Source organism: Pseudoxanthomonas sp. LH2527 (genome assembly GCF_022539275.1).
Lineage (GTDB): Bacteria > Pseudomonadota > Gammaproteobacteria > Xanthomonadales > Xanthomonadaceae > Pseudoxanthomonas_A.
In genome coordinates this window covers 218,398-239,849 of the sequence record NZ_JAKZBW010000001.1, presented here as the reverse complement: position 1 = coordinate 239,849, position 21,452 = coordinate 218,398, and the positions used below count along the sequence as shown (strand labels likewise).

The window sequence follows — 21,452 nt, the reverse complement described above, 5'->3', positions numbered from 1 at the left end:
GCTCCCCCTCAGAACCAGATCCGGACGCCCGCCACGACACGGGTGTCGCGGGTGTCTTCGCCGTCTGCGCGGAGGAGATCGGCGGTGTCGCCGAGCGCACGCTCGTGCACCACGCCGACATACGGGGCGAAGCGACGGCTGATCTCGTAGCGCAGCCGCAACCCCGCTTCGACGCCGGAAATGCCGCTTCCGATGCCGTAGTCCGGATCGTCCTTCGCCGCGATGTCCACTTCCACCAGTGGCTGCAGGATCAGCCGGTTGGTGATGCGCAGCGTGTACTCGGCTTCGACGTTGGCTGCGACCTGTCCATCCTCGCTGACATAGGCGGTCGCCGACACCTCGAAGCGGTACGGCGCCATGCCCTGCACGCCGAACGCGGCCCAGGTGCGCGCGTCATGCGGCTTGAAGTCATGCCGGATGCCAGCCACCGCGTCCCACCACGGCGAAACGCTGCGGCCGTACAGCACTTCAAGGTCGGCGCTTTCGGTATGGCCGCCCATGCGTTCGCCCTCGCTGCGCAGCCACAGGCGGTCGGTGTCGGTGCCGAACCACGCGCTGCCTTCCCAGGCCTGTCCGGTGCCTTCATCGGCATCCCAGACTTCCAGCCGGTTGAACGTCACCTTGTGGTTGAACGCCGGCGCGTGCTGCATGGCGTGGTGGTCGATGGCGGGAAACGCAGCGGCCAGATCATCGGCGGTGATGGCGGGGATCGGCTCGCGTGGCGCCGCGGATGTGGTGGCCGGCTCCGACTGCGACATCGCCGCGTGGTCGTGCTGCGCATGCGCGTCCTGCTTCGGCGCATCGGTCGTGACGTGGTGCGCATGGTCGTGATGCTGTGCCGAGGCGGGGAGGGCGAAACCCAGCGCCATCGCGATCGCCGCCGTCATGCCGAGCGGGGCAGGGAAGTGGGTCTTCATGCTTCGATCCTCACTTCCCGCATCATCCCGGCTTCCATGTGGTACAGCAGATGGCAGTGGAAGGCCCAGCGTCCCAGCGCGTCGGCGCGCACGCGGTAGCTGCGCCGCGTTCCCGGCGGCATGTCGATGGTGTGCTTGCGCAGATGGAAGCCGCCGTCGGCGTCCTCCAGGTCGCTCCACACGCCGTGCAGGTGGATCGGGTGCTGCATCATCGTGTCGTTGACCAGCACGATGCGCATGCGCTCGCCGTATTTCAGCTTCAACGGCTCGGCGCTGGCGAACGGAATGCCATCGAACGACCAGGCGAACTTCTCCATGTGCCCGGTCAGGTGCAGTTCGACGGTGCGGCCTGGCTCGCGGCCATCGGGATCGTCGAACAGGCTGCGCATGGCGCCATAGGTCAGCACTTGCCGTCCGTTGTCGCGCAGGCCGATGCCGGGGTCGTCGAGTTTCGGTTCGCTGGCGGACGACTGCATGTCGACCAGCGGGCTGCCGGTTTCACTGGCGGGATGGTTCGGTGCGGTGGATGCGGATCCGTGCGCGCCGTGATCCATCGCGCTCATGTTGGCGCCGCAGCCGCCTTCCATGCCCTTGTGCGCGCCGTGGCCACCCATGTCGTGGGCCATGTCGGCCATCGTCAGCAGCGGACGCGGGTCGCGCGACGGGATCGGCGCTTCCAGTCCGTCGCGCACCGCCAGCGTGCCGCGCGCATAGCCGGTGCGGCCCATGTCCTGCGCGAAGATCGTGAAGGCGTCCTGGCCCATCGGTTCGACGAGCACGTCGAAGGTCTCCGCCACCGCGATGCGGAACTCGTCCACGCTGACCGGATAGATGTACTGGCCGTCGGCGGCGACCACGGTCATCTTCAGGCCGGGAATACGCACATCGAAGTACGTCATCGCGCTGCCGTTGATGAAGCGCAGCAGCACCTTCTCGCCGGGTTTGAACAGGCCGGTCCAGTTGCCCAACGGCGCGGCGCCGTTCACCAGGTAGGTGTAGGTGTGCGCGTTGATGTCGGAGATGTCGGTCGGCGTCATGCGCATGCGTCCCCACATGCCGCGGTCGGCGATCGTCTCCGCCAGTCCGTCGCGACGCGCGTCGCGCACGAAGTCCAGCAGCGTGCGCTGGTAGTAGTTGTCGTGCTCCGGCATCTTCTTCGTGCGCCGGTACAGCGCGCCGGGGTCGAGGTCGGTCCAGTCGGACAGCAGCACCACGTGTTCACGGTCGTGGTGGTACGGCGGTGGTTCGCGCGGATCGACGATCAGCGCGCCGTACAGGCCGGCCTGTTCCTGGAACAGCGAGTGGCTGTGGTACCAGTAGGTGCCGGACTGCTTCAGCTGGAAGCGGTACTGGAACGTCTCGCCCGGCGCAATGCCGTTGAAGCTCAGGCCCGGCACGCCGTCCATGTTGGACGGCAGCAGGATGCCGTGCCAGTGGATCGAGGTCATGTCGCGCAGCCGGTTGCTGACCCGCACGGTGACCGTGTCGCCCTCGCGCCAGCGCAGCGTCGGCGCGGGCAGGCTGTTGTTGACGGTGATCGCCGGTCGTGTGCGGCCGGTGATGTCGACCGGCATGGCGCCGATGTTCAGCGCGAAATCGGTGCCGGTCACCAGCGCCGCGCCGCCGCGCCGTGCCGGCGTACCGGCGGAAGCGGGCATGCGCGCCAGGCCGAGGCCCAACGCGACGCTGCCGGTCGCCAGTCCGGTGACGAACTGGCGACGCGTGGGCCGGAACGCGCCCAGGCGTCCGGGTGTGGATTCATCGTGTTTCATTCAAACCATCCTGTGCATCGTCGGCACTGCCAGCCGCTGTCGCGGAGGCGTCCGTCGTGGTCGTTGCGCCGGTGCGCGACCTGCGCCACCGGCGTTGCGGAGAGCCGCAAATGCGGCGTCAAGCCGCCGGGATGGGAGGTCGCAGACGGTGGGGCAGGCGCACGGAGGCGTGCGCGCCGGCGTGGTAGGTCGGGGCGTCCGCGGTGGGATAGCGCGGTGGGTCCAACGGCGCCAGCCAGGTCACCGCCGGCGCATGCTGGGCACAGAAACCGTCGCAATTGCCCGCCTTGCAGCAATCATGCAGGCCGGCATCGTCGTTATGGTGGGCGGACGGGGATGCGTCTTCGCCCTCCATCGCCATGTCCATCTCCATGCCTTCATGGCAGGGCGGAACGCCGTCGTCGGCCTGGGTCGCCGCCGCCATATCGCCCATCGCCATGCGCGTGGCGGCATGCGCGTACGCTGTGCCATTGAGCAGCAGCGCAAGGCAGAGCAGGGCACGGAGCAGGGTGGCGAAGCGGGACATGTGCCCATGATACGCCAGCCGGCGCGCCTACCTCGGCGTAGGGGTTCAGCAAGCGTGAGCTGGCGGTCCACGCTGCCCAGGTCCGCTGGGACACGATATCCTTGCCGGGCTTCTGAGGACCTCGGACAACACGGCAATCGCATGGCGGGCACGGTAATGATGAGCAAGATGCCCGCGGGCGTTTCCACCGATTCATCCCGGCAGGGTCCGACCTCCCGCCGCATCATCGTCGCGGACGTGGGCGGTACATATGCGCGGCTGGGCTGGATCGACGCCAGCGGCAGCAACGAGATCCACGACTACCGTCGCTATGCCTGCGCCGAGCACCCCGACCTCGCCTCGATCCTACGCGACTACGCGGCCGGCACGCCGTGCCATGGCGCGGTCGTGGCGATCGCCGGCGTGCTGGAAGGCGACCGGCTGATCAATTCCAACCTGCCGTGGGCGGTGTCGGTGGAACAGACGCGCGCCGGGGCGGGCCTGGCCTGGGTGCAGCTGATCAACGATTTCGAGGCCGTCGCCAATGCGGTGCCCACGCTGGCGCCGGACACCTTGTCGCCGCTCACGCCGTTGACGGCGTCAGCAACGTCATCGCCGGCGCTGGTGATCGGCCCGGGCACGGGGCTGGGCGCGGCGGTCTGGATCGAGGGTCAACCGCCACGCGTGCTGCCGACGGAAGTCGGCCAGGCATCGCTGGCGGCCGGCAACGCGCTGGAGCTGGATGTCGTGCGCCGCTTGTTGAAGGACCGTCCATACCTGCACAACGAGCACGTGCTGTCCGGCCCGGGCCTGATGAATCTCTACCGGTGCCTGTGCGAGCTGCGCGATGCCACGCCGGTGCATGCGGATGCGGGCGCGCTGGTGGCCGCGGCCGCGTCGGATCCGCTGGCACGGGAGACGCTGGAGACGTTCTGCGGCTGGCTGGGCAGCGTCGTCGGCGATCTGGCCATCATCTTCGGCGCCCGGGTCGTGTACCTGGCCGGCGGCGTGACGGCGCACATCCCGGAGTTCCTGCACGACGGCCGCTTCCTGCAGCGCTACCTCAACAAGGGCGTGATGACCGAGCAACTGGAACGGGTGCCGGTGTGGCGGGTGGAGCATGGGCAGCTGGGACTGCTGGGCGCCGTGGCCTGGTACCGGCAGAACCGGAAGGAGTGACGTCTTTCGGCGGATATGCCATTTCGCATAATGCATATTATGTAGAATCTCATCAGGTGCGTCTATTGCCCGGCACTCAGTTTTCCTGATCCAAGAAAACAGCAACTTGATATCCCTTTGGAACCTGGTGGCTCGCTGATCCCCGGCCGCTGCTGGGGTCGGACCATCGCCTGTATATGCGACCATGCCTTCGCTCGCGCCTCGGCGCAGTTCAGTCTGCACTCGGTGGTTACATGAGCAAAGGTCTCGTGTTCGTCCTGATGGTCGGCTTGTGGATCGCCATCGTGTGTCCGTCGGGGCATGCGCGGAGCGCCGATCGAAGCATCCGCCAGTTCCACCACACGGCCTGGACGGCCAAGGACGGCGCGCCGCCCGAGATCTGGGCAATGGATCAGGGACCGGATGGCTTTCTGTGGCTGGGCACCGGTTCGGGCCTCCATCTCTTCGATGGTGTCCACTTCGAACATTTTCAACCCGCGCCGGGCCAACGGCTCGCGTCCATTGATATCACCGCGGTCGAGGTCGTGGCCACGAATGAGGCATGGATCGGTTATTCCGATGGCGGCATTTCCCATCTGCGCGACGGGCGTGTCACCACGTTTCTCGAGAAGGATGGCGTCTGGCCGGGAATGGTGGTCCGCCTGGTCAAGGATCGAAATGGCGCGCTATGGGCGTTATCGCACGGCGGCCTCTCCCGCTTTGAAGACGGTCAGTGGAGAAAGCTGGGCGCAGACTGGGGCATCCCGTCCGAGATGTTGATCGAGTTGTTCCTCGCGCGCGATGGAACCTTCTGGCTGAGCACCACCCGCACCATTTTTTTTCTCCGACCGGGGGCGAGGAAGTTCGAGCCAACCGGCGTGATCGCACACCACGCTACGTTCACCCATACACCAGACGGACGAATATGGGTCACCGATAACCTCCACGGGTTGCGGCCACTGCAGGACTTTCCGGCCGGGGAAAGCCGAAGCCTCTGGACACTGAAGCCTGCCACGGGCGCGAATGCGCTAGCGGCTGCCAACTATGCGATCGACCGCCATGGCGCCATTTGGGGAACAGACCGGCTGAGGGGCGGCATCTTTCGCTTCGATCCACGCCAAGGGCCCCCTCCGACACAAAGCCTTGATGCTTCGGACGTCGACGTGTTCCAGCGCAAGGACGGTCTGACCTCCGATCGAAGTATTCCCATCCTCACTGATCGGGAGGGAAACATCTGGGTCGGAACCAATGCCGGCCTGAACCGGTTCCGCACGGCCGATATCCTTCACGACACCGCCGTGCCAAGCGCGACCGCATTCGGATACGGCATTGCCGCGATGCCCGACGCGACGTACATCACCGACGGAGTATCGCTCTTTCGTGCCGCCCCCAACGAGGCTGCTCGACCCTTCGCGCGCTTGGCCGAGTCTGGGCCGACGGTTTTCTTTCGGTCCAGAGACGACGCGCTTTGGTACGGCAACCGGCGGCAACTGGTGCGTTTTCGCGACAACAAACACTCGCGGATCCCCTTCCCCGCTGACGTGGTTGAACAGAACATCAGGGCAATGGCCGAAGACGGTGCCGGAAACCTCTGGGTCGCCTTCCCCACCGGCACCTATCGGCTGACGCGCGACGCCTGGAGCGGGAAGCTCGATTTCGGCTTGCCGCCACCGTCGATTGCTCAATCCGACCCCTCTGGGCCCGTGTGGTTTGGTTTCACTGACAACCGTGTCTCCCGTCATGACGCGAACGGCATGCGGGTGTACGACACTCGCGAGGGTCTCGAGGTCGGCGGCGTGGAGGACATCAAGATTCGTGACGGCGTGGTGTGGGTCGGCGGAGAGTTCGGCGTCGCGCGACTGGACGGCGGGCGTTTCCAGACGGTCGGTGCAGGGCGGGTCGCTCCGCTGTTCGGCATTTCCGGCATTGGCTGGACCGCTGGCGGCGATTTTCTCTTCAATGGATTGCTGGGCGTTGTTCGAATGAAGGCGGACGAAGTGAGGAAGGCGTTTGCTGACCCATCGTACTCACCGGTCTATCGTGTCTATGATCAGACCGACGGCATGCCCGGAGTGGCCCAGCAAGGTTCGCGCTCATCGAGCATCGAGACCGGTGAGGACGGTCGCATCTGGGTGATCGGCAATAACGGCGTTGCCGTCCTCGCGGCTGATGATTCGGATCTGAACAACGTGCCTCCGCCCGTCGCTATCGCGTCGGTGACGGCGCAGGGTGCCGTCTACTCGAATGCCCTGCCCCTGGCATTGCCTGCAGGTACGTCCTCGCTGACGATCACCTATACCGCCGTCAGCCTGAGCGTCCCGGAAAGGGTCCGCTTTCGTTACAAGATGGAAAACCTGCATGCGGATTGGGTCGACGCGGGCGGACACCGGGAGGTGACATACAACAACTTGGGGCCGGGTCGGTATCGCTTCCACGTGATCGCAGCCAATGAAGACAACGTCTGGAATGCGGATGGCGCGACGCTCGAGATCGAGATCCCACCGACCTTTCTCCAGAGTTGGAAGTTCAAGCTGCTCTGCGCACTGGCCATGGTCGGCTTGCTATGGCTGGCTTACTCGAGAAGGTTGCGCGTGGTTGCCGAGCGCATCCGTATGCGCATGTCTGAGCGGATCGAAGAGCGAGAACGCATTTCACGCGAACTGCACGACACGCTGCTCCAGTCGGTGCAGGCGATGACGCTGCACTTCCAGGCAGCGGTGCACGAACTGCCGAAAGACTTGCCCGCCCGCGCGAAGCTCGAGGACGTGCTCGATCGCGCAGACGCCGTCATTGCTGAAGGCCGTAACCGTGTCCTGGACCTGCGTACCGCGCGCGACTGCGACATCGGACGGATCATTGAGGCCATCACTGCACATGTGGAATTCGATCCCGGGGTCGATATCAGGGTCACGACCGTTGGCGAACCTCGTGCGCTCGAGCCGCTGGTGGCGGAAGAAGTGACGCGCATCGCAAGTGAGGCGATCTTCAATATCTGGCGACACGCCAACGCAAGCCGGGTTGAGATCGATATCAGTCATGGTGCCCATTTCTGCCTCCGCATCGCCGACAACGGCGTGGGCCTGACACCGGAGGTCGCTGACAGAGGACAGAAGGAGGGCCACTTCGGGCTGGCCGGGATGCGCGAGCGCGCCAGAAACTTGCGAGGCTCCTTCCACGTTCGCGTCTTGTCGGGCGGGGGAACAGAAGTGAGGCTGATGTTGCCGGGCTCGATCGCGTACAGGGCGGCAACGCATCACACGGACTCATGGTGATTACGCAAACGAGGCGTGGTGCCCATGACATCAACATCATGGCCTTTGATTCCTGCAGCAAGGGTTTCGCCTCGGACGCGTTAGACGCGGGCCCCGAACCGGACCGACCGGTTCGGGCACCCCCTTCGCATCAAGTCACGTAGACCTCGCACTCATCCGAACCGTCAACAAATGCGCCACGGATCAGGATGATGCTCCTCGCCGGCTCGGCGCTTTATTCATGGCCTGCCTACTCTGCCGCCATTGCTGAGAGGCCAAACAGTCAGTGCCTCGCGAGGAATTCCTTTATAAGCCTCGCGATCTGGGGACCATGCGTCTCCAAGGCGAAATGTCCTGTGTCCAGGATGTGGATCTCAGCCTTCGGATTGTCGCGGCGATAAGGCTCGGCGCCTTGCACAAGGAATATCTGGTCGTTCTTGCCCCACATCACAAGGGTCGGCGGCTGATGCTTGCGAAAGTAGGCCTGCCATTGGGGGTACTTCGGCAGGTTGTTCTGGTAGTCGTAGAACCAGGCCAGTTGGATATCCGCATTTCCCGGTCGATCCAGGTAGGCCTGATCGAGCGTGTAGGCGTCTGGGCTGACCAATGTCGGATCCTTGACGCCTTCGTAGTACTGCCAACGCGTGGCTTCGATCGTCAGCAGCGAATTCTTCTGCACTTCGCGATTTGCCGGACTGTCGTCATTCCAGAACTTTTTGATCGGATCCCAGAAAGCGCCAATACCTTCAAGATAGGCGTTTCCATTCTGAACCAGGAGCGCGCTTACACGCTCAGGATGCTTGACGGCCAGCTGGAACCCGACAGGAGCGCCGTAGTCCATCAGATAGAGCGCGTATCGATCAACCTTCAAGCTGACGAGCAGCTTGTCTACCAAGTTCGCGGCACCCTCGAAGCTGTACTTGTACTGCTCCGGACTCGGCGCCGCGCTTTGTCCGAATCCAGGAAAGTCGGGGGCAATGACTCGATACTTGTCAGCCAGCCTCGGGATGAGCTCTCGATACATCTGGCTGGAAGTGGGAAATCCATGCAGCAACACAATCGCCGGTGCGTCTTGTGGGCCGGCTGCCCTGTAGAAAATTTCTACACCGTCAATCGTCGTTCGGTGATAGCTGACCTGTATCGACTCCGCTGTCGTCTGCTTGATGCTGTTCGCAGCGACCGCCGAGAAGCTCAGCGCTCCGAAAAGAAGCAGCGCGAGCAAGGCGTACGTGAATTTTGAGAAGTTGGCTTTCATAGGTGACTCCGGGGTCCTGGATGTGATGCTTTCGGCGTCTGTTGCATGCAGCATGATCATGCGATCGGGTTCTGGACCATGCTGCCGGAATGACTATTGCCATCCACCTGGTTTTCATCTTGTACTTCGGTGCGAAGACCGCACGATCTGTCCGAGTCGGCATGCACGGCGAATGCAATTGCGACGTCGCCTACGCGCAATCAAGACTCTTCCTTCATACAGATGATCAGCCCCGTTTCGCAACGAGCTGACATGCATCACGATACGAAGTACTTCGTCGTCGACGGCTCCACCGAGGTGCGCGACGCACGCGGTCTCCCTCACGATTGACGTCGGGCACCTCTGCGTCGACCGGCTATGGGAGATAAGGGTGGCAATTCGATCATCGCGCCATCGCTCGGGGTACTTTTGGGGCCGTGCCAATTCCGTGTATATGGACTAGTCGCCCTGCACTACTTTCTGTGCGCGCTGGTAGCTTTCCATCACGGCTCCATAGTTGGGAGCAACGTCCACATACAACTGCGCATAGTCGGCATTCTGCGGTCGATTCCAGTGACGCTGAACCTCGCAAACCACCGCATTGGTGCTTATGGGAACTACACCGGCTTGTGTCAGGCGCGCCATGGTGATCTGTGAGGCAAAGGGACTCGGATCACCGGAGGCATCCAGAACTGCGTAAACGTTGTATCCATTCGCTTTTGCATCCAGAGCCGGGAATGCCACGCAGACGCTGGTCCATACGCCGGCGATGACCAGTGTCTTCCGGCCCGTCGACTTCACGGTCTCGACGAATGCTTCGTTGTCCCAGGCATTGATCTCGCCCTTTCGCGGTACGTACGTTGCGCGCGGCGCGAGCTCGTGGATCTCCGGCATCAATGGACCATTGGGGCCGTCGGGAACGGACGCCGACGTTATGACCGGAAGATCGGCCAGCTCGCCCAATTTGGCGAGTACGCGGGTATTGGCGCGAAGCTCGGCGAGCGAAATGTCCTTGACGGTCTGGAACAGACCGGTCTGATGGTCGAGGAGGACGATCACGGTATCGTCAGGGTTGAAAAGAGCGCTCTTCATATCGACTTACTCCTGTGCTTGGTGGCTATTGAATCCAAGTCAAAGAGTGCGCCCTGCCGGCTGCTGGGCCATACCCCGTTTCAGGGGTGGATCCCTACCTAGGATCAGCTAGCTTTATGCCTGAGCGCCGAAGTCCGGAAGCTGCATGCCGGACCGAAGGCGTGGCTGCTTCACGATCGCCAGGTGTAGCTGCACAACGAGTCGTTGCTGAGCGCCTGGCTTTGCTGCCTGTGCCTTGCGCAACATCCGCCTGTCCCGGCGGCGACCGCAACCTAGCTGATTTCTAGCGAGGTCCCCCCGGTCCGGAGTGGCATTCGGGTTCGCACGAAAGAACAAGTCTCTGGCGGAGTTCTCCGGGAAACTTGCTATCTGGCCACTTGTTGGGGACCGACATGCTGAATAGATCCGTGGAGAATTTCGGGATGCCGTGGGAGCGGGCCTTTGGATACTGCCAGGCCGTCAGGGTGGGCCAAACCATCTACTTGTCCGGGCAGCTGGCACACGATCAACACGGCAATCTCATAGGGCCGGCAGTGCTGGACGACCAGGGACGCATTATTGATGGGTCCAATAGCGCGATCCAGATGAAAGCCACCTACGCCAACGCAGCGGCGCTTCTGGGGCGCTATGGGCTAACCCTGTCCAATGTCGTTGAAGAAACCATCTACGCGGTGGACTTCGTCGCGGCGTTCGCCGCGGCAGGAGACATCAGGAGGGCAGCTTACGAGTCGGACTGGCCGCAATGCGCGAGTACGATGGTCGGCACCACACGACTGGCACTGCCTGAGCAGTTGATCGAGATCAGCATGACCGCGATCGTTCCGGACTGATCGTCACCGAATGATTCCGCTCTTGAGGGCTTTCGTCACTGCATGCGTCCTGTCGTGCACCGAAAGCTTCTCCATTATGTTTCTCATGTGCGCCTTGACCGTTTCCTCTGCGATCCCCAGTTTTCCGGCCACGACCTTGTTGGCCATTCCCTGTGCAACGCATTGAAGCACTTCGAGTTCGCGCTGACTCAATGATTCGTCGAGCAGATTCTCGGCAATCTGTATGGCGGCATCCGCGGGCACGAATCTTCTTCCGGAATGAACAACCCTGATTGCCTGCAGAAGATCCTTCCTGACAGAGCTTTTCAGCAGGAAGCCGGCCGCTCCGGCTTTTAGCGCCCCGGACGCCTGGGCGTCGCCCGGATATGTAGTCAGTACCATGATGCACGCCGATGGGGTGCCACTCCGGATCTCCCGTATGGCATCCAGTCCGCTCATCCCCGGCATCTGCAGGTCCATCAGCGTGATGTCTGGATGCATGCTTCGGAACAACGTCACCGCCTCATCACCTCGGGTGGCCTCCCCTACCAGGACCATGTCGGGCTCGGCGTTGACAACGGCAGCGATCCCGGCGCGGAGAAGGGGGTGGTCGTCCACAACGATTATCCGGATCCTGGAAGAGACTTCGGACATCACTCGCATCTCCTGGTCGGAATGACTGGTGTCTGACCCGTGGATACCGCACAGGACAATCGGCCGGGCCGCCTGGAAAGGCGTCACGCATACCCCGAATACGGGAGTCAGGGACCGCACGAACGGGGGTGACGCCGCAGAGAGGCAACGCCGCAGCATGGTGGCACCGAAGACGAGGTGCCTGCAATGCCTACCGATACCGCCAACCCGTCAGCACGAAGCATAAGACCACTCTGTGACCGGTCCTGGACCGCGGTAGAAAGATGCATGGACGCCAATCCGGGCGCGGCGCTTCGCCTTCACGAAATGGCCGGAGCCGCCTGCACGAGTCGGTTCCACTTTGCCCGCAAATTCCGGGCGCGTACGGGCAAGAGCCCCATGAAATATGTCATGGAGAAAAGAATCGAGATGGCCAAGGAGGCGCTCGCCTGCAGCGGCTGCACGATCTGCGCGGTGGCCCAGGACCTGGGCTTCCATGACCAGAGTCACTTCTGCCGGACCTTCTCGAGATGGGTGGGCATGAGCCCGCGCGATTTCCGCCTTCTATCGTCCGTCAGTTAGTGAATCAAGGGGAAGTCCATGGGATATCGATTCCTTGAAATAGCCATGACGCCGGGTGTCCAGGCAGCGCAAGAGGAAAATGGCAGCGCAAGCCATTTCAAGAACTTTTCCGGTCATCGGGATTTCGATCGATTCACTTCGCAGGAAGAGAGTTTCATCGAAGCGAGGGACAGCTTTTATCTCGCCACCATTTCAGCAAACGGCTGGCCCTACGTGCAGCACAGGGGCGGTCCGCCAGGATTCCTGCGCGTGATAAACAACCGCACCCTGGCGTGCGCCGACTTCAGAGGGAACCGGCAGTACATCACCGTGGGCAATCTCGCCACGGAGGACCGTGCCTGCATGTTCCTGATGGACTATCCCAACCGGCGACGCCTCAAGATTTTCCTGACCGTGGAGCTCCAGGATCTGGCGGACGATCCCGAACTTGCGGGAAGACTGACGATGCCGGGATATCGCGCCCACATTGAGCGCGCTTTCGTATTCCGGCTAGCTGCTTTCGATTGGAACTGTCCGCAGCACATCACGCCTCGGTACTCCCGGGCGGACTTGGCCAACCTCACTCTCGATGCATAAGGGGCTACCGTGAAGATCTACCTCATCGCGCTTGGCGCCGGTCTGCTGGTGGGACTCGTCTACGGCTTGTTGAACGTTCGCTCGCCCGCACCTCCGGTCGTTGCCCTGGTCGGATTGCTCGGCATCCTGCTTGGCGAACAAGTGGTTCCCCTGGCCAAGCGGCTGACGCAAGGCCATGGCTTCACGGTGGAACTCCTTCGAGACCAGTGTGCCGACCACGTTCTGGGGAGCTTGCCCGGATGCAAGGATGCTTCCCGCGTCCACTCCACCCGGATGGACGATTAATCCAGGTTCGGTGGAGGTCCGGCGGTTCCTCACCTGATCAACAGTCACCTCTGCATCATCCGAGGCGGATTGAACTGCAACTTCGATCAGGATCGTGTCGCTCAAAGCGACCTCAGGAAATCCACCAGCGCCCGCCGGTCCTCCGCGCTCATCGCCTCGAATCGCTGCTTGGCGGCGGTGCCCTGCCCTCCGTGCCACAGCACGGCTTCTTCCAGCGTAGCGGCGCGACCGTCGTGCAGGTAGCGGACGTTGGGATCGATCGCGGCGGCCAGACCCAGGCCCCACAGCGGCGGTGTGCGCCACTCGCGTGCGGTGGCGCGGCCCTCGATGTAGGTGTCGGCCAGGTCCGGGCCCATGTCGTGGAGCAGCAGGTCGCTGTACGGACGGATGGTCTGGTAGCGCAGTTCCGTGAAGCGATGGTGTCCGGTCTGCAGCGTCGGCGTGTGGCAGGTGCTGCAGCGGGCCGCCTCGAACAGTTGTGCGCCGCGCTTGACGCGCAGTTGCCGGGCACGCGCCTGTGCGTCCTGTTCCAGCGGATTGTCGAAGTCGCGCCGCGGCGGCACGCCGAGCAGACTGAGGTAGAGCGTGGTCTGGTGGATGTCGGACGCGGTCAGCTTGGCGCTGCCGGTATCGACCTGCGCGCAGGCCGTGCCCTGGCTGCCACGTGCGCATTCCAGTGACGGCATCTGCGGCGAGGTCACGCCCATGTCGGTGTTGAACGCCAGCGACGCCTGCTGTTCCAGCGTGGCGGCGGCGGCCTTCCAGCCGAAGCGGCCCACGCGGCTGACACCGGCGTCGCGCGGATCGGCGACGATCTGCAACCGCCCGGCCACGCCGTCAGGATCGCCGCGCTGCGCGAGCGCCAGACGCTCCAGCTGCTGTTCCGGTACCGCTTCCAGCAGACCCAGGCCGATCAGCGACGGCGCCACCCGCACCGACAACGCGGTCGGCAGCGCCAGCGGCTGGCCTGCGCGATCGCGCAGCGCGTAGTTCGGCCGGCGCAGCACATAGCCCGTGCCGTCCGCATAACGGCCCGGCAGCTCGGTGTAGCCGGTGAGCACGAGTTCGGCTTCGCGCCCGTCGATGTTCGCACCGGCCTCGCGATATGTGCCCTGTTGCAGGCGCAGCCCGAAGCGCGCGTCCGGCGCCTGCCCCCCTGCCCCGGCGACGCCGACGAAGACGCCCAGCCGGTTCAGCGGTGCACCGACCACGGGCGAACTGCGGCCGTTGCCGGCATGGCAGTCCACGCAGCGCGTCTGCGAGAAGCGCGGTGCGGTCTTGCCCGCATGCGCGGTGAAGACGGTGTTGCTCTCCTCGGAATGGCGACCGCTGGCGAACGAGGTGTGGATCAGCCGGCGCCCTTCCGCCCACGGCTGCATGTTGTAGCCGGCGATGTTGTGAGACGCCTGCTGCAGCATGCGGAACGGTTCGCTGGACGTGTCCTCGTGCAGCGTCATCCACGGACCGGCGCTGAGCGCCTCGCCCGGCATGGCGAGCGAATCCAGCGGACGTTGCACGCCGTAACCGGGCCCGCGGAACCACGACACGATGCCGTGCGACCCGGCGCGGTAGACCAGCGCCTCCGCGTAGTAATTGAAGCGGCCGATCACGTCCGGATTGCCCGCCAGGAAGATGCCCAGCTCGAACTCCACCAGGTCGCCCTTGCGCAGCGGCCGATGGGACTCGTTGGCGGCAGTGCGGATCTCCTTCACCAGCACGAAGGCGTTGCCCGGCGTGCCGGCCGGTGGCGTGTAGTTGCTGTTGGGGTCCTGGCCGAACTGCGCGTAGTTGGCGATGGGCGTCTGCGCCACCACGCCACCGGGCAGCACCTTCATGCCGCCGTTGTCCGCGTACAGGGCCACGGAGGTGGGCTCGAGCGGATCCTCGCTGCGCCGGCCGATGTAGCCGTGGCGGAAGTTGGTGCCGTACCAGTAATGCTGCGGCTTCACCACGACGGTCAGGATGCGCTGTTCGCCGGAGGTGCCGGGCACGGCGTCATCGTGGATGACGATCTCGTGCGTGCGCCGTTCGAAATAGTGCGGCGGGAACACTTGGTAACTGTCGTCGACGATGGGCTCGCGCGCATGCCGGTCGCGTACGCGGCCGCCGACATGCGTGACCAGCGTGCCGTCGTCCTGCGTGTAGTGGATGGGCGCGGCATCGTCCGGCCACAGCAAGGGCTGGTAGGTGGCCGAGGGCGGCACCGGCGGCGGTGGCGGGATCAGCGGTTGCGCCCCGTTCTGCCGCACCGGCTGCGGCTCGCCCGCGCCCAGGCGGAACTGCTGCGCGGCGACCGCGGCGCAGGTGATCTGTTCGACGCTGGCACCAGCCGTCGTCGATGCACCCACGATACCCAGGCACTTGCCGCTGTTGACGTTGACGATGCGGTAGCGGTCGCTGGTGTCCACCCGCTGCAGGCGGAAGCGTTGCGCGCCGCTGCCGTTGTCGTCCCACTGCTGCACGATCACGTGATCGGCACCGGAGCCTGCAGGAATGTCAGCCGACTTCTGCGTGGCCAGGTTGCGCAGGCGGTACTGGCCGGTGGTGGTCTCGCCGATGTCGAAGAACTGACGGTGCAGCGTGGCGTCGCAGGCCGATTGCACCAGCGGGGTGCCGTTGGCCGAGCTACCCTCGCGGATCTCGATGCACAGCCCGCTCGATGCGCTGGCGATGCGGTAGCGACCGGAAGGCACCGGGTCCACGTTGATGTTCTGTGGTGGCGCGACCTGCGCCTGCGCCGCGGCCGCCGTGGCGCCATTGCCCATGGACAGGTGCGGCAGCGCGGACGAGGCGCTGGTCGGCCGCGTACTGCTCCAGAACGGTGCATCGCGCGCCTCGTCGGTCTGCGCGGTGCAGGCGGACAGGGACAGGACGGACAGCAGGACGAACACCACCGGCACGCGGCGGCCGCGTTGAAGGGCAAGGGGATACATCGGGGACCGACTCCGTGGGGACGCGTGGGGAACGCCGGCGACGCTTCCGCTTCATTCCCCAAGCGAAGGCGTGCCATCCGAAGACTGCAGGCGGTATGGTCGCAGAGGCTCGTTACGCTTCACTGTGACCCAGGGCGCATAACCCGTGCGTGCGCACGCATCTACCGTCGCCGGATCGCGTATGTCATGTATTCGTGCCTGTCCTTCGTCGTGCAACGACGCGGCTACCGCGCCGGCGGAACGGAAATGCCGGCCTCCGACTGCACCACCGGCTTCATGCTGCCGTCGGCGTTGTACTGCAGGTGCTCGACCGTGACCGCACGCCGGCCGATGGCGCCGTGCTGGTCGCCGATGGCGAGTGCGGCGTTGTGCAGGAACAGGTACCAGCGTCCCTTGAACTCGGCGATGCCCGGATGGATGGTGAAACTGTACTTGCCCGAGCCGGTCAGTTCGCCGCGATACGTCCACGGGCCCGGTAGCGATGTCGCCGTGGCGTAGGACACCTTTTCGTCGCGGTGGGTGGCGCGGTCGAGCGAGGCATAGGTGAGGTAGTAGAGGTCGCCGCGCTTGTGCAGCCACGGGCCTTCCTCGAAGTGCGGTGGCGTGATCTCGGTGATCGGGCCGTCGATCTCGATCATGTTGGGCTTGAGCCGGGCGATGTAGCACTGCCGGTTGCCCCAGGCGATCCACGTGGTGCCGTCGTCGTCGGTGAACACGGTGGGATCGATGTCCTCCCAGCTGTGCGTGCCTTTTGGCGTCATCGCGTTGGTGATGAGTGCGAAACCCTTCGCATCGACGAACGGACCGGTCGGGCTGTCCGACACGGCGACCGCGATGGCCTTGCCCGGCTGTGTGTCGTCGTGCTCGACCGCGGCGTAGAACCAGAACTTCCCGTCCTTCTCGATGGCCTGCGAGGCCCAGGCATCGGCTTTCGCCCAGGCGAAATCGGCCACCTTCATGATCGGCCCGTGGTCGATCCAGGTCGCCATGTCGGTGGTCGAATAGACCAGCCATTCGCGCATGTTGAACATCTCGTCGCGCTGCGCCTGGTCATGTCCGACATAGAGATACAGACGATCACCGACCACCAGCGGCGCCGGATCGGCAGTGAACTTGTCGCGGATCAGCGGGTTCGAGCGAGGCGCGGGCGGAGCAAGCGCCTGCCCGGCGGCGGCACTTGCCCATGCCAGTGCCAGCAAGGCGACAAGAAGTCGGGCGAACGCGGTGCGACGCGATTTCATGGTGCTCTCTCCCTGATGTTGGCGCGTTGCGCCTCCCCTGCCCGTTCCAGCCAGCCGTGCATCTTCATCCAGCTCGCGAAGGCGTCGAACCAGCCGGTACTCGTCGTCGGCTTCGCGTACATGCCGAAGCCATGCCCACCCTGTTCGTACAGATGGAACTCGACCGGGCGGCGCGCGGCGCGCCACCGTTCGACCAGGCCGAATCCGCCATTGGCGAACAGGCCATCGTCGGCGGCGATCGCCACGAACAGTGGCGGTGCATCCGCCGGCACGTCCAGCGGTGCCAGCGGACCGTAGATGTTGCCGATGAAAGCCGGTTTGGCGTCTTCGCCTGCGAGCGTCGTGGACAGCGTCAGCATCGCGCCCGCAGAGAAGCCGACCATGCCGATGCGCTGCGGATCCACGTCCCACGTTTCCGCGCGGGAACGCACGAGCGCGAACGCGGCCCTTGCATCGGCGATCTGCGGGCCGAGCCGGGCGATCGATGCCGCAGGATCGATCCGGTGCGGCGGCACCGGACCGGACAGCATCTCGCGCATCGAACGCGCGAAGCCTTCGAGGTCTTCCGGCGTCGGTTCCAGCCGGTACTTCAGCACGAACGCGGCCACACCACGGTCGGCCAACGCGCGTGCCACGTCCCAGCCTTCGTTCTGCATGGAAAGCGAGCGGAAGCCACCGCCCGGCGCGACGATCACCGCCGTGCCGGTAGCCTGGTCGGGATCGGGCAGGAACGGCGTGAGCGTGGCCACGCTGACGTTGCGCGCGAACACGCTGCCGTACTGGCGATGCCAGGCTTCGGCATGCCGCGCCGCCGGCAGCGGTCCGGTGCCTAGCACGATCGCCATGGGCTGGTCCGGCGTGGCGATGGCGGTCATCGCATCGTCCTGCGCACGGATCGGACCCGCACTCAGCCATGCCATCGCCACGAGCGCGATGCCCTGGAAGGGCTTCAGTCGAGAGCGGTTCGGGCGCATCGTCATTCTCCAGCGGCAGGAACAGGCAGCGCGAGGTTCACCATGTGCCCTCCCCTCACTCGTCGTCCGTCTGCCAGGCGAGATCGAAGCAAAGCCGGTGCTGTTGCCCCGGCGGCAGCACGCGCGGCGCGAGCGTGAAGGCATCCGGCGGCCCGGTCTGCGGCTCGACGCAGGTCGCATGCGCGGCGGCGTCGTACATGACCCAATGATCAGTGTCGGCGGTCAAATGGAGACGCTGGCCTGCGCGCCTCAGCGCAATCTCGCCACCGGCAATGAAACAGTCGTCCCAAGGACCGGACACGGGCGCCACGCACGGCAGCGTGGCGATACCCTCGCCGTCGCGCGGATACATCGCCGTGGGTGTGAATTCCAGCCGCTCGGGTTTGCGGAACCAGGGATGCCAGCCCAGCACCACGGGCATCGCCTGATCGCCCGCCTGCACGGCGAGCTCGAGATGCAGGCGATCGCCCAGCAGGCGTACCGATTGCGTCGCGGTGCCGCCGAACGGCCAGTAGGCATCGCGCGGAAGCGCCAGTGACAGCGTGGCGCTGTCGGCGTCCAGCGTTTCGATCCGCCACGGCCGCGAGAAGCCGACACCATGGATCGCATGCCCACCGAAGTTCACCGGCAAGGCATGGGACCTGCCATCGAAGTCGAAGCGTCCGCCGCGCACGCGTCCGGCCCACGGCACCATCGGATAGCACCCCCAGGCGATGGTCGCGCGCATGCCGTCGTCCGGTCCGATGAGCCAGTCCACGCCGTTGTAGCGGATCTGCGCGATGCGGCCACCGGCGTCCGGGGCCAGCGCGACCTCCAGCCGCCCTGCCCGCAGCCAGTGCAGCGGGCCGGCCGGCATCGGTGACAGCGCGTCGTCGCGCGGCGAAATCAGCTCAGCCGCCATACGGATCGATGGTGCGGATGCGGCCGTCGGTCTCGTGGTGCAGCGGCGTGCACTTGACCGATCGCAGGTGCGTTACCCCGCCTGACAACAACGCGTCGTGGTAGAACAGGTACCACTGTCCGTCGAACGCGCAGATCGAGTGATGCGTGGTCCAGCCGACGACAGGCTCAAGGATCACGCCGCCGTAGGTGAAGGGACCGTACGGGCTGTCGCCCACCGCATAGCACAGCAGGTGGGTGTTGCCGGTCGAATACGACAGGTAGTAGCGGCCTGCGTACTTGTGTACCCACGGCCCCTCGAAGAACCGGCGCGCGTGGTCGTCGGCGCGCAATGGCTGGCCGTGTTCGTCCAGGATCACGATCTCGCGCGTGGCTTCGGCGAGCGTCGTCATGCCGGCGTCGAGCCGGCCGACGCGCGGTCCCAGAGCAGGCGCATCGTCGACCGGCTCCTCGTGCGCCGCGTCGTACGCATTGTCGCGGTACTTCTGCAGCTGCCCGCCCCAGATGCCGCCGAAGTACAGGTAGTGCGTGCCGTCGTCGTCCTCGAACACGGCCGGATCGATCGAGTACGCCCCGTCGATGGGCGTCGGCTCGGCCGTGAACGGGCCTTCCGGTCGTTCGGCGACCGCCACGCCGATGCGGAACAGGCCGCCACCGTCCTTGGCGGGGAAATACAGGTAATAGCGACCATCGCGACAGGCTGCATCCGGCGCCCACATCTGCTTGTCGGCCCACGGTACGTCGCGCACATGCAGGGCCATGCCGCAGTCGGTGGCCTCGCCGTCCGGGCTGTCCATCCGCAGCACGTGGTAGTCCTCCATGCCGAAGTGACCGCCTTCGTCATCGAAGGCACCACCGCTGTCGATGTCGTGCGAGGGATAGATGTAGAGCCGCCCCTCGAACACGTGCGCGGAGGGATCGGCCGTGTAGATGTGGGTGACCAGCGGTCGGGAGATGGCCCGTTCCGCCAGTTGTGCGAGCTCGGCTTCGCTCGGCAGGGCTTCTTCTTGGATGGCAGTGTCGTTCATGGTCGAAGAGGTAGGGGTCACGCGGCCGCACCGGCGGCACGGCGACGCTGGTCGAGGTCGTGTTCGATGCGCGTCTCCATCCGCTTGTCGATCTCGTAGATGAAGAGCAGCGCCACCGCGACCAGGAAGGGAATGGAGCAATAGACGCTGACGGTCATGCGGATGCCGTCGACGACGGCCGGGGACTGCTCGGCGGCGCCGGCCTGGTAGCCGTAGTGCGCCAGGATGCCGGCGACCAGCGCGCCGCCGACGCTGAGCCCGATCTTCAGGCCGCACAACATGGCGGAGAAGATGATGGCGGTGGCGCGACGATGGTTCTTCCACTCGGAATAGTCGGCCACGTCCGCGATCATCGCCCACAGCAAGGGGATGGTGATGCCGTAGCAGAACCCGTGCAGCATGAAGGCGCCGAACGCCAAGGCTACCGCGGTCGGCGGGAACGCATAGAACGCCAGCAGGAACAGCGTGGACACCAGCAAGGCGCCGCCGAACACGTCGCGCTTGCCGAAGCGGTCGGCCAGCCGCCGCGACATGCCGATGCCCAGGATCATGCAGAGGATGCCGCTGCCGTTGAACAGGCTGAAGGTTGAGGTGGCCGGATCCTCCGGCCAGGTGAAGCCGGCCAGGCCCGCACCGGTGAGCGCGGCATTCACGGCGGCGATGAAACCGTTGAAGCCCGAATTGTCGAGGAAGGCCGCAAGCGCCGCCTCGCTCATGTAGTACTGGAAGTAGTAGATGTAGGTGCCGCCCTTCAACGCCAGGTTGATGAACACCAGCACCGTCAGCGCCAGCATCACCTGCCAGGGTCGGTTGCGCACCAGGTCGGCGAGGTCCTGCAGCACCCCGCCGGACTGTTCCTTCGTGGGCACGATGCGCTCGCGGGTGGTGGCGAAGGTGATCAGGAAGAACACCGTGCCCACCACGGCGAACAGCGTCATCACGCGCTCGAAGCCCTGCACGCGGTCACCGTCGCCCAGGATCAGCACCAGCGGCATCAGCAGCACCTGGATGATGAACTGCGCGATCATCACCGCCACGAACCGGTACGCCGACAGGCTGTTGCGCTGGGCCATGCTGCCGGTCAGCACGCCGCTGAGGGCGGAGTACGGCAGGTTGTTGGCCGCGTAGACCAGCACCAGCAACGTGTAGGTCGCCAGTGCGTAAACCACCTTGCCGCGCTCGCCGAAGTCCGGCGTGCTGAAGGCCAGCAGCGACAGCACGCCGAACGGGATCGCCGTCCACAGGATCCACGGCCGGAACCGGCCCCACCGGGTCGCCGTGCGGTCGGCGAGGATGCCGATGATCGGCGTGAACACGAACGCACCGAGCAGACCCACCACGAAGATGATGGTCGCCGCCGTCGCCGGGGGCAGCCGGTAGACGTCGGTGTAGAAGAACGCCAGGTAGGTGATCAGCGTCTGGAAGATCAGGTTCGCCGCCAGATCGCCCAGGCTGTAGCCCAGCTTTTCCCGGATCGACAACGTGTGGTCAGTGCTGGACATGCGTCAGGGATCCTGGGCGAAGGAGATCGGCGGGAAGGCGGTGGCGCATGCGCTGCGGGT

General features: G+C 64.9%; 18 protein-coding genes. 6 read left to right on the top strand and 12 right to left on the bottom strand.

Translation table 11 applies throughout. The features are described from left to right. Positions 1 to 8 precede the first annotated feature (8 nt). The 3 genes from MMG85_RS01025 to MMG85_RS01015 all read right to left on the bottom strand — a co-directional run bounded on the left by MMG85_RS01025 (position 9) and on the right by MMG85_RS01015 (position 3,215). Positions 9 to 986: a copper resistance protein B gene (locus MMG85_RS01025; protein WP_241044300.1), complete on the bottom strand. Its 978-nt coding sequence runs from the start codon at positions 984 to 986 to the stop codon at positions 9 to 11. Then, the gene (locus tag MMG85_RS01020) at positions 914 to 2,689 is read right to left on the bottom strand and encodes a copper resistance system multicopper oxidase (protein ID WP_241044177.1); all 1,776 of its coding nucleotides are present in this window, start codon (positions 2,687 to 2,689) and stop codon (positions 914 to 916) included. Before MMG85_RS01020 ends, MMG85_RS01025 begins: the two co-directional genes overlap by 73 nt. A 118-nt stretch (positions 2,690 to 2,807) precedes the next feature. Further along, positions 2,808 to 3,215, bottom strand: a complete 408-nt coding sequence (locus MMG85_RS01015) for a CopL family metal-binding regulatory protein (RefSeq protein WP_241044175.1) — start codon at positions 3,213 to 3,215, stop codon at positions 2,808 to 2,810. Positions 3,216 to 3,383: 168 nt separating this feature from the next. On the opposite strand from MMG85_RS01015, the gene MMG85_RS01010 reads away from it, so the two are divergent. Together MMG85_RS01010 and MMG85_RS01005 are read left to right on the top strand one after the other, a co-directional pair. After that, the gene (locus MMG85_RS01010; RefSeq protein ID WP_241044298.1) at positions 3,384 to 4,373 is read left to right on the top strand and encodes a glucokinase; all 990 of its coding nucleotides are present in this window, start codon (positions 3,384 to 3,386) and stop codon (positions 4,371 to 4,373) included. Between the two features lie 233 nt (positions 4,374 to 4,606). After that, positions 4,607 to 7,624 carry a sensor histidine kinase gene (locus tag MMG85_RS01005; RefSeq protein ID WP_241044174.1) on the top strand — a complete coding sequence of 1,006 codons (3,018 nt, stop codon included), beginning with the start codon at positions 4,607 to 4,609 and terminating at the stop codon, positions 7,622 to 7,624. Positions 7,625 to 7,886: 262 nt separating this feature from the next. On the opposite strand, the gene MMG85_RS01000 is transcribed toward MMG85_RS01005, so the two are convergent. Together MMG85_RS01000 and MMG85_RS00995 are read right to left on the bottom strand one after the other, a co-directional pair. Further along, positions 7,887 to 8,858, bottom strand: a complete 972-nt coding sequence (locus MMG85_RS01000; RefSeq protein ID WP_241044173.1) for an alpha/beta hydrolase — start codon at positions 8,856 to 8,858, stop codon at positions 7,887 to 7,889. Between the two features lie 438 nt (positions 8,859 to 9,296). Beyond that, complete coding sequence (locus tag MMG85_RS00995) at positions 9,297 to 9,929, bottom strand: isochorismatase family protein (RefSeq protein WP_241044172.1); 633 nt, start codon at positions 9,927 to 9,929, stop codon at positions 9,297 to 9,299. Positions 9,930 to 10,321: 392 nt separating this feature from the next. Between MMG85_RS00995 and MMG85_RS00990 the strand changes: the two genes are divergently transcribed. Further along, positions 10,322 to 10,759 carry a Rid family hydrolase gene (locus MMG85_RS00990; protein WP_241044171.1) on the top strand — a complete coding sequence of 146 codons (438 nt, stop codon included), beginning with the start codon at positions 10,322 to 10,324 and terminating at the stop codon, positions 10,757 to 10,759. 3 nt (positions 10,760 to 10,762) lie between these two features. Here MMG85_RS00990 and MMG85_RS00985 read toward each other — a convergent pair whose 3' ends face one another. Continuing rightward, on the bottom strand, positions 10,763 to 11,392 hold the full coding sequence (locus MMG85_RS00985; RefSeq protein WP_241044170.1) for a response regulator transcription factor: 630 nt from the start codon (positions 11,390 to 11,392) through the stop codon (positions 10,763 to 10,765). Between the two features lie 267 nt (positions 11,393 to 11,659). On the opposite strand from MMG85_RS00985, the gene MMG85_RS00980 reads away from it, so the two are divergent. From MMG85_RS00980 to MMG85_RS00970, 3 genes are read left to right on the top strand one after another with little or no spacing between them, the layout of a single operon-like run. Further along, positions 11,660 to 11,953, top strand: coding sequence for a helix-turn-helix transcriptional regulator (locus MMG85_RS00980; protein ID WP_241044169.1), 294 nt, complete (start codon positions 11,660 to 11,662; stop codon positions 11,951 to 11,953). An 18-nt stretch (positions 11,954 to 11,971) separates the two neighbouring features. Continuing rightward, positions 11,972 to 12,529 carry a pyridoxamine 5'-phosphate oxidase family protein gene (locus MMG85_RS00975; protein WP_241044167.1) on the top strand — a complete coding sequence of 186 codons (558 nt, stop codon included), beginning with the start codon at positions 11,972 to 11,974 and terminating at the stop codon, positions 12,527 to 12,529. A gap of 9 nt (positions 12,530 to 12,538) precedes the next feature. Beyond that, complete coding sequence (locus MMG85_RS00970) at positions 12,539 to 12,814, top strand: DUF1427 family protein (RefSeq protein ID WP_241044165.1); 276 nt, start codon at positions 12,539 to 12,541, stop codon at positions 12,812 to 12,814. A 101-nt stretch (positions 12,815 to 12,915) separates the two neighbouring features. Here the strand turns inward: MMG85_RS00970 and MMG85_RS00965 are convergent, their stop codons facing one another. The 6 genes from MMG85_RS00965 to MMG85_RS00940 all read right to left on the bottom strand — a co-directional run bounded on the left by MMG85_RS00965 (position 12,916) and on the right by MMG85_RS00940 (position 21,392). Next, the gene (locus MMG85_RS00965; RefSeq protein ID WP_241044164.1) at positions 12,916 to 15,747 is read right to left on the bottom strand and encodes a di-heme oxidoredictase family protein; all 2,832 of its coding nucleotides are present in this window, start codon (positions 15,745 to 15,747) and stop codon (positions 12,916 to 12,918) included. A gap of 224 nt (positions 15,748 to 15,971) precedes the next feature. Beyond that, positions 15,972 to 16,988 carry a glycoside hydrolase family 43 protein gene (locus MMG85_RS00960; RefSeq protein ID WP_241044161.1) on the bottom strand — a complete coding sequence of 339 codons (1,017 nt, stop codon included), beginning with the start codon at positions 16,986 to 16,988 and terminating at the stop codon, positions 15,972 to 15,974. Further along, entirely contained in the window at positions 16,985 to 17,962 is a 978-nt protein-coding gene (locus MMG85_RS00955; RefSeq protein ID WP_241044159.1) for an alpha/beta hydrolase, read from the bottom strand. Before MMG85_RS00955 ends, MMG85_RS00960 begins: the two co-directional genes overlap by 4 nt. 55 nt (positions 17,963 to 18,017) lie before the next feature. Further along, complete coding sequence (locus MMG85_RS00950; RefSeq protein WP_241044158.1) at positions 18,018 to 18,863, bottom strand: aldose epimerase; 846 nt, start codon at positions 18,861 to 18,863, stop codon at positions 18,018 to 18,020. Continuing rightward, a complete protein-coding gene (locus MMG85_RS00945) occupies positions 18,853 to 19,890 on the bottom strand; it encodes a glycoside hydrolase family 43 protein (RefSeq protein WP_241044156.1) in 1,038 nt (345 codons plus the stop codon). The genes MMG85_RS00950 and MMG85_RS00945 overlap by 11 nt, the downstream gene beginning before the upstream one ends. A gap of 17 nt (positions 19,891 to 19,907) precedes the next feature. Further along, complete coding sequence (locus MMG85_RS00940) at positions 19,908 to 21,392, bottom strand: MFS transporter (RefSeq protein ID WP_241044154.1); 1,485 nt, start codon at positions 21,390 to 21,392, stop codon at positions 19,908 to 19,910. Positions 21,393 to 21,452 lie beyond the last annotated feature (60 nt).